Source organism: Natroniella acetigena (genome assembly GCF_023227745.1).
GTDB lineage: Bacteria > Bacillota > Halanaerobiia > Halobacteroidales > Halobacteroidaceae > Natroniella > Natroniella acetigena.
In genome coordinates, this window is record NZ_JALKBX010000068.1 from 1 (window position 1) to 12,361 (window position 12,361).

Genomic DNA, 12,361 nt, shown 5'->3' on the forward strand with positions numbered 1-12,361 from the left:
AGCAAAGAAGATGTCAAAGAAATTGCTGAATTAAAGATGGAGGACTTAAATGCAGCTAGTTTGGAATCGGCAATGAGCATGATTGAAGGAACTGCAAGAAGTATGGGGATTAAAGTTAAGTAATAAACAAAATATATTTTAATAAGTGGGAGGAATCTTCCGTTAATACCACAAAGGAGGTTTATAAATGTCTAACAGATATGATGAACTATTAGATAAAATTGATCGTGACCAAGAATATGAAATCAAAGAAGCTCTAAAGCTAGCCAAAGAGACTGCTACAGCGAATTTCAATGAAACAATTGAATTAGCTGTTAACTTAGGGATTGATCCTAAAAAGAATGATCAACAACTTAGGGGTGCAGTCGTCTTACCACAAGGGACTGGACAAGATGTTACAGTAGTCGTTTTTGCACAAGGGGAAAAGGTTAAAGAAGCTGAGGAAGCTGGAGCTGATTTTGTTGGTAGTGATGAATTGGTTGAAAAGATAGAAGATGGTTGGTTAGATTTTGATGTAGCAATAGCAACTCCAGATATGATGAGTGTAGTTGGTAAATTAGGGCCAATTTTAGGGCCACAAGGATTAATGCCTAATCCAAAGGTTGGCACTGTTACATTTGATGTAGAGAAAGCTGTAAAAGATGTTAAAGCAGGAAAAATAGAATATAGGGCCGATGATGGTGGTAACATTCATTTACCAATTGGTAAAGATAATTTTACTGTTGAGCAATTATTTGAGAATTTTGAAACAGTAATGAATGTTATGATTAAATCTAGACCTGCTGGAGCTAAAGGGAAGTATTTACTGAATATTGCTGTTTCTCCTACAATGGGAGCAGGAATTAAAATAGATTCTCAAGAAGTTATTAAATTATTTAGTTAAATTTATTGACTGTTATTAATTAATATGTTATAATTCGATTTGTGGATTAAAAATGAATATAAATTGAGGCCGTAGACAGTAGGTACTTATTAATTTAAGTTTAAATTTTAGAGCCTACCGAGGCTGGAGCAAAATATAGATCGGATCTGTTTATCTATATTATTAGGCAATGAATTGTGGGTCTCCAGCTATGCTAGGGAGGCTCTTTTTTAGTTGTATTTGATGAGTTTTAGTTGTATTTGATGAGGAGGTGTAGTCAAAGAAGATGGGCCAGCGAAAAGCGAAAGAGTTAGTTGTTGAAGAGCTTACTAAGAAATTTAAAGACTCTAAATCAACTGTGTTGACAGACTATCGCGGTTTAGATGTTGCAGAAGTTACAGAATTACGTGATAAATTAAGAGAAGCTGGTGTTGAGTATAAAGTTGTTAAAAATACATTAGCTTTTCTAGCTGCTAAAGAATTAGGTTATGAAGAGATTAAAGAATCTTTAACTGGGCCAACAGCGATTGCTTTTTCTACTGAAGATCCAGTTGCACCAGCCAAGGTATTATCTGAATTTGCAGATGAGCATGAGGATTTGGAAATTAAGTCTGGGATTGTTGAAGGGGATATTATTGATGTTGATGGAGTGGTAGCATTAGCTGATATTCCACCACGGGAAGTTTTATTAGGACAGATTGCTCGTGGTATGAAGGCACCGATTAATGGATTGGTGCATTGTTTGAATCATCCATTAAAGGAATTAGTACAGGTACTTAATCAAATTAAAAAAGAACAAGAATAATAAAATTCAAGGAGGATATTAACAATGAATAAAGAAGAAATTTTAGAAGCAATTGAAAATATGACAGTTTTGGAATTAGCGGAATTGGTTGAAGAATTAGAGGAGAAATTTGATGTTAGTGCAGCTGCTCCTGTAGCAATGGCTGCTCCTGGAGCAGGTGGAGCTGCTGGTGGGGCTGAAGAGCAGACAGAATTTGATGTTGTCTTAACTTCTGCTGGAAGTAGCAAGATTAAAGTAATTAAAGCTGTTAGAGAAGTTACAGATTTAGGATTAAAAGATGCGAAAGCATTAGTTGATGACGCTCCAAACGCAGTTAAAGAAGGATTGGAAGAGGAAGCAGCAGAGGAAATTAAAGAACAATTAGAAGAAGCTGGAGCTGAAGTAGAGCTTAAGTAATCTTTCTTTAATTTTTACACCTGAATAAGTAGTCAAAAAAGCACTCTGTTTAATTAAACAGAGTGCTTTTTTACCTTATTCAAATCTTTCTTTATTTCTTGACAATGATTTTACTTTGTGTTACCATTATTTATTGTTACAAGTATATTATTAGGTAACTAAATAAATTTACATGATTTTAATTATATGTATAGTTTATATAAAAAAGTAAATACTAAATAATGTTTTATAGAATGATTTGAAAATGATGGTAAAATAAGGCTGATAAAATCCTTGGGGGTGACTATTCATTTATGGCCAGTCCAGAAAATTCTTTAAGAAGAGAGAGGCGTAGTTTTGCTAAGGTTGAAAATGAAATGGAGATTCCATATTTATTAAAGACACAAGTTGATTCGTATAATTGGTTTTTAGAAGATGGTTTATTAGAAATGTTTCATGAGATTTCCCCTATTCAAGATTTTTCTGAAAATTTAGTGTTGGAGTTTATTGATTATTATTTAGATGAGCCTAAGTATGATAAGGATGAAAGTAGAAATCGTGATGTAACTTATTCGGCACCATTAAATGTTAAAGTCAGGTTGATCAATCAGGAAACTGGTGAAATCAAGGAACAAGATGTTTTCATGGCTGATTTTCCAGTATTGACTGAGGAAGGTACATTTATTGTTAATGGTGCAGAGCGGGTAATTGTTAATCAGTTAATTCGTTCTTCTGGAGTCTATTTTGATCAGGAAGTTACTAAAGATGGGCGAACCTTGTATAATGGAAGTATAATTCCAAATCGTGGAGCTTGGATTGAATTTGAGTATGATAAGAAGGATATTATTGCAGTTAGGATTGATCGTAATCGAAAGATACCATCAACTGTTTTGTTCAGAGCTTTAGGATATGGAACTGATGCTGAGTTACTTGATTTATTTGGTGAACACGAAATAATACATAATACAATTGAACGTGATAATACTGAAACGCATGAAGAAGCATTAATTGAATTATATAAAAAGATTCGTCCTGGAGAGCCTCCTACAGTAGAGAGTGCTCAAAACTTAATAGAATCATTATTTTTTGATTCTAAACGATATGATTTAGCTAAGGTTGGTCGGTATAAGATAAATAAAAAGTTAGAGTTGGAGATTGATCCGAACCAAAGAACATTGGCTAAAGAAGATATTGTGGCAACAGTTAAGTATATACTCAAGTTGATAGATGAAGATGATTCTGCTTGGATAGATGATATTGATCACTTAGGTAATAGACGACTTAAAACGGTAGGAGAACTATTACAGAATCAATTCAGAATTGGTCTAGCAAGAATGGAACGTGTTGTCAGAGAGAGGATGACTATTCAAGATATCGATGTAATTACACCACAAAATTTAATCAATACTCGACCAGTAGCAGCAGCAATCAAAGAATTTTTTGGTAGTAGTCAGTTGTCTCAATTTATGGATCAAACTAATCCATTGTCAGAGTTGACCCATAAAAGAAGAATGAGTGCTTTAGGACCAGGTGGTTTAAGTCGTGAGCGTGCTGGGTTTGATGTTAGAGATGTACATCATACTCACTATGGTAGAATTTGTCCGATTGAGACACCTGAAGGGCCAAATATTGGATTGATTGGGTCGATGTGTATTTATGGGAAGACCAATGAGTTTGGATTTATCCAAACGCCTTATCGAAAAGTAGAAGATGGGGTTGTTAAAGATGAAATTGATTATTTAACGGCTGATGAAGAGGATAAATATGTAGTTACTCAGGCAAATGAGCCTCTTGATGAGAATAATAAATTGGTTAATGAGAAAGTTTTTGTTCGGTACAAAGAAGAGACTTTACAAGTTTCTCCACAGAAAGTGGATTATATGGATGTATCTCCTAAACAGATTATAAGTGTTTCTGCAGCCTTAGTTCCATTTTTAGAGAATGATGATGCTAACCGAGCATTAATGGGAGCTAATATGCAGCGACAAGCTGTTCCGCTCTTAAAGACTGATGCCCCACGAGTAGGAACAGGAATTGAATATGAAGCAGCTAAGGATTCCGGTGCTGTAATAGTAGCTAAAAACCCTGGTGAAGTTATGAAGGTGTCGGCAGAAAAAATCTTAATTAAAACTGATCAAGGAACAGTTGATAAGTATAAATTGACTAAATTTGCCCGTTCTAACCAGGGAAGCTGTATGAATCAGCAACCTATTGTTAGAAAAGGTGATCGAGTCGAAGCAGGAGTAATTATTGCTGATGGTCCGTCAACTGATAAAGGTGAATTAGCATTAGGTAAAAACTGTGTTGTTGCTTTTATGCCTTGGGAAGGTTACAATTATGAAGATGCTATTTTAATTAGTGAAAAAATGGTTAAAGAAGATGCCTTAACTTCAATTCATATTGAAGAATATGAAGCTGAAGCTCGTGATACTAAGTTAGGTCCTGAAGAGATTACACGTGGCATACCGAATGTTGGAGATGATGCTTTGAAAGATTTGGATGAGCGTGGAATTATTAGGGTTGGAGCAGAAGTGGAGCCAGAAGATATCTTAGTTGGGAAGGTAACACCTAAAGGTGAAACAGAATTATCTGCTGAAGAGAGGTTATTACGAGCAATCTTTGGGGAAAAAGCTAGAGAGGTTAGAGATACTTCCTTAAAGGTACCACATGGTGAAGAGGGTATCGTTGTTGATGTTAAGGTCTTTGACCGAGAAGATGGAGATGAATTAAAAGCAGGAGTTAATAAGTTAGTGCGAGTATATGTAGCTAAAAAGCTTAAAATTACTGTTGGTGATAAATTAGCTGGACGCCATGGGAATAAAGGGGTTATTTCTAGAATCTTACCTGAGGAAGATATGCCTTATTTACCAAATGGTGAGCCAGTAGAAATTGTTTTAAATCCACTAGGAGTACCATCACGAATGAATATTGGTCAGGTTTTAGAAACTCATTTAGGTATGGCTGCTAAAGCTTTAGGTATTCATGTTTCAACCCCTGTCTTTAATGGAGCAACTGAAGAAGAGGTAGAAGGTATCTTAGAAGAAGCAGGGTTAGATCGTGATGGAAAAGTAGAGTTATGTGATGGTCGAACTGGAGAAAAATTTGAAAACCGAGTAACTGTTGGTGTAATGTATATTTTGAAGTTACACCACTTAGCTCATGATAAGATGCATGGTCGTTCAACCGGGCCATATTCTCTAGTAACCCAACAACCACTAGGAGGTAAAGCACAATTTGGTGGTCAGCGTTTTGGAGAAATGGAAGTTTGGGCTCTAGAAGCTTATGGAGCAGCACATACACTACAAGAGATGTTAACAGTCAAGTCAGATGATGTTGTAGGTCGTGTGCAAGCCTATGAATCTATTGTGAAAGGTGAGAATGTACCTGAACCTGGTATTCCAGAGTCATTTAAAGTATTAATTAAAGAGATGCAAAGTATTGGATTGAATGCTAAGGTTTATTCTGCTGAAGAAGAAGAGTTGTCCATTGAAGAAAAAGATATTAATGAAACGACTAAAAAATTAGGGTTAGACTTAATTGATACTGAAGATGATCAGGAAGATGAGGACTGATTGAGAAGAAGTTATTAGTTTAAGCTTAAAAATTAAACTAAAGAAGGGGGAGTGTGCCCTTGTTTAATGTCAACAACTTTGATTCGATGAAAATAGGTTTAGCTTCACCGAAAAAAATTCGCTCTTGGTCTAGTGGTGAAGTAAAGAAACCAGAGACGATTAATTATCGAACTTTGAAACCAGAGAAAGAAGGACTTTTTTGTGAGAAGATCTTTGGCCCTACCAAGGATTGGGAGTGCCATTGTGGAAAGTATAAGCGAGTTCGTTATAAAGGGGTTGTTTGTGACCGTTGTGGTGTTGAAGTTACACGTTCTAAAGTGAGAAGAGAGAGAATGGGACACATTGAATTAGCAGCACCTGTTTCTCACATTTGGTTTTTTAAAGGAATTCCTAGTCGTTTAGGTTTGGTTATGGATATGTCACCACGTTCTTTAGAAAAAGTATTATATTTTGTTTCTTATATTGTAATTGAATCTGGTGATACACCATTGAGTGACAAACAATTATTAACAGAAAATGAATATCGAGAAGCTAAGATGAAATATGGTAAAGAATTTAAGGCCGGTATGGGTGCTGGTGCTATTAAAGAAATTTTGAGAAATATGGATTTAAATGAAGAGGTTAATGAATTAACTAAGGAAGCTAAAGAAGTTTCTGGACAGAGACGTAAGCGGATAGTACGGAGGTTAAAGGTGTTAGAAGGATTAAGAACATCTGCTAATAGTCCTGAATGGATGATTTTAGATGTTATTCCTGTTATTCCTCCAGAATTAAGACCTATGGTTCAACTTGATGGAGGAAGATTTGCAACTTCAGATTTAAATGACCTTTATCGTAGAGTTATCAATCGTAATAACCGCTTGAAAAGGTTGTTAGATCTTGGTGCGCCAGATATTATTATTCGTAATGAAAAGAGAATGTTGCAAGAAGCAGTAGATGCTTTGATTGATAATGGTCGTCGTGGGAGACCAGTTACTGGAGCAGGAAATAGACCATTAAAGTCCTTAAGTGATATGTTGAAAGGAAAGCAAGGGCGTTTCCGTCAAAACTTATTAGGGAAACGTGTTGATTATTCTGGACGTTCCGTAATTGTTGTTGGTCCGGATTTAAGAATGGATCAATGTGGTTTACCAAAGAAGATGGCCTTAGAGTTATTTAAGCCTTTTGTGATGAAGCGATTGGTCGATAAAGAATTGGCCCATAATATCAAAAGTGCTAAAGGTATGGTTGAAAAATTAGATGAAGAAGTTTGGGATATATTAGAAGAAGTAATTAAGGAACATCCTGTATTATTAAATCGTGCTCCTACACTTCATAGGTTAGGAATACAGGCTTTTGAGCCTGTTCTAGTAGAAGGGAAAGCAATTAAAATTCATCCTTTAGTCTGTCCAGCTTATAATGCTGATTTTGATGGTGATCAAATGGCAGTCCATGTTCCATTATCAGTTGAAGCTCAAGCTGAATGTAGACTAATGATGTTATCTACTTATAATTTATTATCTCCAGCTGATGGAGAAGCAATTGCTGTCCCATCTCAGGATATGGTGTTAGGTGCTTATTATTTGACAATTATCAAGGAAGGGGCCAAAGGAGAAGGTAAATTCTTCGGTACATCAGCTGATGTAATCAAAGCTTATGAAAATGACAAGGTTGAACTACAGACTGAAATTAAGTATAGATTAGATAATGGAGAATGGATAGAAACGAGTGTGGGTCGGGTAATCTTTAATGATGTATTACCAGAACAACTTCCATTTTATAATAAGGTCTTTGATAAAGGTGAGTTAGGAGATTTGATTACTGAAAGCTATAAAAAACTAGGTTCAAATTATACTGCTGATATTTTAGATGCCGTTAAAAACTTAACCTTTGAGTATGCAACAAAATCTGGAATTACAATCGGTGTAACTGATGTTGATATTCCGGATAAGAAATATGATATTTTAGATGAATCTGAAAAAAAAGTTAGTAAAGTTGAACGACAGTATCGTCGTGGTTTGATTACTGAAAAAGAAAGATATCAACGGGTAATTAGTATTTGGGGTAAAGCTAAAGATAGAGTTACTGAGGCTTTGATTGATAATTTAGGTGAATTCAACCCAATTCATATGATGGCTACTTCAGGTGCCCGTGGTAATAAGTCACAAATCACTCAGCTAGGTGGAATGCGTGGGTTGATGGCTGATCCTTCTGGTCGAATTATCGATATGCCGATTAAAACTTCTTTTAGAGAGGGATTAACAGTTTTAGAGTACTTTATTTCTACTCATGGAGCACGAAAAGGATTGGCCGATACTGCATTAAGAACGGCAGATTCTGGTTATTTGACCAGGAGACTGGTTGATGTTTCTCAAGATGTAATTGTTAGGGAAAGAGATTGTGGTACTGAGGAAGGTTTACTACTCGAAGCAATTAGAGAAGATGGAGAGGTTATTGAACCATTAAGTGAAAGAGTGTTAGGTAGAATTGCTTCTGCTGATATTATTGATCCTGAGACAGAGCAAGTTATAGTCTCAGAAGGTGAAATGATTAATGAAGAAGAAATTGATGAGATTGAAAAAGCGGGAATTGAAGCAGTAGAAATCAAGACGGTTCTAACTTGTAGAACTAAACATGGAGTTTGCCAAGAGTGTTACGGACGTAACCTCGCTGATCGTAAGTTGGTTAATGTAGGAGAAGCAGTTGGAATTATGGCTGCTCAATCTATTGGAGAGCCTGGAACTCAGTTGACAATGAGAACGTTCCATACTGGTGGTGTTGCTGGGGATGATATTACACAGGGTCTACCAAGAGTTGAGGAGTTGTTTGAGGCTCGTAGCCCAAAAGGACAGGCAGTAGTAACAGAATTAGATGGTCAAGTGAATTTAGTTGAAAAAAGCAACTCTTATAAAGCAGTGATTAAGACTGAAGAGGGTAGGCAAAAAACTTACCAATTACCATATGGATCTGAAATTAGGGTTAAAGATAAAGAATATGTTACAGCAGGAGATAAATTAACCAAAGGTCCATTAGATCCAGAAGATATCTTAACAATTAGAGGTAGACGAGATGTACAAAAGTATTTATTAAGGGAAGTTCAAAGTGTTTATCGTTCACAAGGGGTTGAAATTAATGATAAACATATAGAAGTTATTATCAGGCAGATGCTAAGTAAGGTTAAAGTTAAAGAATCTGGTGATACTGAGTTATTACCTGGTAATTTAATAGATGTCTTTGAGTTTGAAAAGACTAATGAAGAAGCAATAGCTAAAGGGAAAGAACCTGCTACTGCTAAACCGGAACTGTTAGGAATTACAAAAGTTTCTTTATCAACCGATAGTTTTTTATCTGCTGCTTCCTTCCAGGAAACAACTAGAGTTTTAACCGAGGCTTCATTAGAAGGAAAGAGTGATGATTTGTTAGGTTTGAAGGAAAATGTAATTATTGGACAATTAATTCCAGCAGGAACCGGTATGAAGCAATATCATGAAATTGATGCCGAGGTCGTAGAAGAGTAAAAAAACAAGAAAAAGGTTGACAGTTAGCAGACAAAGTGTTAAAATACGTAAGTGTGTTGTTAACAAGCAATTAAAAGATGAATCATGATTTAATAAATTATTTGATTTGAGATCTAACAAAACTCAATAGGATAGTTAGTTGGTTTTATAAAAAAATGGAAGGAGGTGTTTTGTGAATGCCAACAATAAATCAACTTATTCGTAAAGGAAGAAATAAGGTTAAAAAGAAAGAAGGGGCTAGAGCTTTAGAAGGAGCACCTCAAAAGAGAGGAGTTTGTACTAGAGTATATACTGCAACTCCTAAAAAACCTAACTCTGCATTAAGAAAAGTAGCACGTGTTAGACTAACTAATGGAAAAGAAGTTACAGCTTATATTCCTGGAATTGGTCATAATTTACAAGAACACTCTGTTGTTTTAGTAAGAGGTGGTCGTGTTAAAGATTTGCCGGGTGTTAGATATACGATAGTACGTGGAGCATTGGATACTGCAGGAGTTGAAGATAGGCGTAAGGGTCGTTCTAAATACGGTGTTAAAAAGCCTTAATTAAATTAGAATTTAATAATTGCTGAGAAAAAGGGGGGAATAATAAGATGTCAAGAAAGAATAGAGCTCAACGGAGAGAAGTTGATCCTGATCCAGTATATAATAGTAAACTGGTAAGTCGATTTATTAATAAGATTATGCTCAATGGCAAAAAAAGCTTAGCTGAAAATATTTTCTATGATGCTATGGAATTAATCACAGAAAAAACAGGTGAAGATGCTAAAGAGGTTTTAAAAGAAGCTTTAAATAATGTGATGCCTGTTTTAGAAATTAGAACTCGCCGTGTTGGTGGAGCAAATTATCAAGTTCCTATAGAAGTTGATAATAATCGGCGCTTGACCTTAGGGATGCGTTGGATTATTGATGCAGCAAGAGATAGAAATGAGAGGGAAATGGTTGAAAGATTTACTAATGAAATCATTGATGCTTATAATGAAGAGGGTGGAGCAGTAAGAAAGAAAGAAGAAGTACATCGAATGGCTGAAGCAAATAAAGCTTTTGCACATTACAGATGGTAATTAAAGAATAAAAAGGAAGGTGTTGGATAGTGCCTAGACAGTTTTCATTAAAAAAGACTAGGAATATTGGAATCATGGCACATATAGATGCTGGGAAGACGACAGCTACTGAAAGAATTTTATTCTATACAGGTCGTGTGCACAAGATTGGAGAGACACATGATGGTGCTTCTCAGATGGATTGGATGGAACAAGAAAAAGAACGTGGAATAACAATTACTTCCGCTGCAACAACTTGCCAATGGGAAGATCATAGAATTAACATTATAGACACGCCTGGACACGTGGACTTCACTGTTGAGGTAGAAAGATCTTTAAGAGTATTAGATGGAGCAATTGGTGTCTTTTGTTCAGTAGGGGGGGTTGAACCACAATCTGAAACAGTTTGGCGTCAAGCTGATAAATATAATGTACCAAGGATTGCTTTTATCAATAAGATGGATCGGACTGGAGCAGATTTTTATAATGTACTAAATATGATGGAAGAGAGAATTGCTGCTAATCCTGTTGCTCTTCAGCTTCCGATAGGGAAAGAAGAGAATTATCTAGGATCTGTTGATTTAGTAGAGATGAAAGCAATTGTTTATGAAGATGAACTTGGGGTTGATTATGTTAAAAAAGAAATCCCTGATGATTTACAAGAAAAAGCTGAAGAGTATCGTGAATTATTAATTGAAAAGTTAGCAGATTTAGATGAAGAGATTATGATGAAGTATTTAGAAGGTGAAGAAATTACAGTTACAGAGGTTAAGGCAGCTATCCGAAAAGGAACTATTGCTAATGAATTTACTCCGGTCTTTTGTGGTACTGCTTTAAAGAATAAAGGGATTCAGCCTTTATTGGATGCAATTATTGATTATTTGCCAGCGCCAATCGACATACCACCTGTTATAGGATTAGATCCTGAAACAGAGGAAGAAATTACTCGGGAAGCTGATGATGATGCTCCATTTTCTGCTTTAGCATTTAAGATTATGACTGACCCTTATGTAGGTAAATTAGCTTTCTTTAGAGTTTATTCTGGAATTTTAGAAGCTGGTTCTTATGTTTATAATTCAACTAAAGACGAAAAAGAACGTGTCGGTAGAATTTTACAGATGCATGCTAATAAGCGAGAAGAAAGAGAAGAGGTTTTTGCTGGGGATTTAGCTGCAGCAGTAGGACTTAAGAATACCTCAACAGGAGATACATTATGTACAGCAGATGAGCCAGTTGTTTTAGAATCTATGGAATTTCCTGAGACAGTTATCGATGTAGCTATTGAACCTAAAACGCAAAAAGATAGTGATAAATTAGGGGAGGCTTTACAGAAATTAGCTGAAGAAGATCCAACATTTAATGTTAGAACTGATGAAGAAACTGGTCAAACGATTATTTCAGGTATGGGTGAATTACACTTGGAGGTAATTATTGATCGCCTAACAAGAGAATTTAATGTTGAAGCTAATATTGGAGAACCTCAGGTTGCTTATCGAGAGACTATTACTAAGAAAGCTGAAATTGAAGGTAAATTCATTCGCCAATCTGGTGGTCGTGGACAATATGGTCATGTAATTATGGAGATTGAACCATTAGAAGCTGGAGAAGGATTTGAATTTGAAGATAATATTGTTGGTGGAGTTGTTCCAAGAGACTATATTAGTTCTGTTGAAGATGGTGTTAGAGAAGCATTAGAAAATGGTGTTATAGCTAATTACCCAGTAGTCGATGTAAAGGTTGCTTTAAATGATGGTTCATACCACGAAGTCGACTCTTCTGAAATGGCCTTTAAAATTGCTGGTTCGATGGCAATTAGAGAAGGTGCACACAGAGCAAATCCTGTACTACTAGAGCCAGTTATGGCAGTAGAGGTTACAACTCCTGAGGAATACATGGGAGATGTAATTGGAGATCTTAATTCTCGACGAGGGCAGGTTGAAGGTATGGAACAACGAGGTAATGCACGAATAATTAGGGCCAATGTTCCATTATCTGAAATGTTTGGATATGCAACTGATCTGCGTTCTAATACACAAGGTCGTGCTCAGTATGTAATGCAAATGGATCATTATGATGAAGTTCCTAAAAATATTGCTAAAGAAATCATGGAATAAGCTTAATAACATTTTAAATTAAGGGGGAGAATAAGATGGCAAAAGAAAAGTTTGAAAGAACGAAACCTCATGTTAACATTGGTACAATCGGTCA

At 35.7% G+C, this 12,361-nt stretch carries 8 protein-coding genes, 1 pseudogene and 1 other annotated feature; all 9 genes and pseudogenes read left to right on the top strand.

Annotated features, from left to right (window positions below; all coding sequences use genetic code 11):
* Positions 1-123, top strand: a pseudogene (locus MWH25_RS11545) (50S ribosomal protein L11); the annotation flags it as partial.
* Positions 124-187: 64 nt separating this feature from the next.
* Entirely contained in the window at positions 188-883 is a 696-nt protein-coding gene (gene rplA, locus MWH25_RS11550) for a 50S ribosomal protein L1 (protein ID WP_248627802.1), read from the top strand.
* Between the two features lie 51 nt (positions 884-934).
* Positions 935-1,103 (top strand) — a sequence feature (ribosomal protein L10 leader region).
* 45 nt (positions 1,104-1,148) lie between these two features.
* Positions 1,149-1,667 (top strand): 50S ribosomal protein L10, encoded by a 519-nt coding sequence (gene rplJ, locus MWH25_RS11555; RefSeq protein WP_248627803.1) that lies wholly within the window; start codon positions 1,149-1,151, stop codon positions 1,665-1,667.
* A gap of 24 nt (positions 1,668-1,691) precedes the next feature.
* Positions 1,692-2,063, top strand: coding sequence for a 50S ribosomal protein L7/L12 (gene rplL, locus MWH25_RS11560; RefSeq protein ID WP_248627804.1), 372 nt, complete (start codon positions 1,692-1,694; stop codon positions 2,061-2,063).
* 293 nt (positions 2,064-2,356) lie between these two features.
* Positions 2,357-5,614 (top strand): DNA-directed RNA polymerase subunit beta, encoded by a 3,258-nt coding sequence (gene rpoB, locus MWH25_RS11565; protein WP_248627805.1) that lies wholly within the window; start codon positions 2,357-2,359, stop codon positions 5,612-5,614.
* 59 nt (positions 5,615-5,673) lie between these two features.
* Positions 5,674-9,111, top strand: a complete 3,438-nt coding sequence (rpoC, locus tag MWH25_RS11570) for a DNA-directed RNA polymerase subunit beta' (protein WP_248627806.1) — start codon at positions 5,674-5,676, stop codon at positions 9,109-9,111.
* A gap of 176 nt (positions 9,112-9,287) precedes the next feature.
* A complete protein-coding gene (rpsL, locus tag MWH25_RS11575) occupies positions 9,288-9,656 on the top strand; it encodes a 30S ribosomal protein S12 (RefSeq protein WP_248627807.1) in 369 nt (122 codons plus the stop codon).
* Between the two features lie 47 nt (positions 9,657-9,703).
* Positions 9,704-10,174: a 30S ribosomal protein S7 gene (rpsG, locus tag MWH25_RS11580; protein ID WP_248627808.1), complete on the top strand. Its 471-nt coding sequence runs from the start codon at positions 9,704-9,706 to the stop codon at positions 10,172-10,174.
* A gap of 29 nt (positions 10,175-10,203) precedes the next feature.
* Positions 10,204-12,267 carry an elongation factor G gene (gene fusA / locus MWH25_RS11585; RefSeq protein ID WP_345947259.1) on the top strand — a complete coding sequence of 688 codons (2,064 nt, stop codon included), beginning with the start codon at positions 10,204-10,206 and terminating at the stop codon, positions 12,265-12,267.
* Positions 12,268-12,361 lie beyond the last annotated feature (94 nt).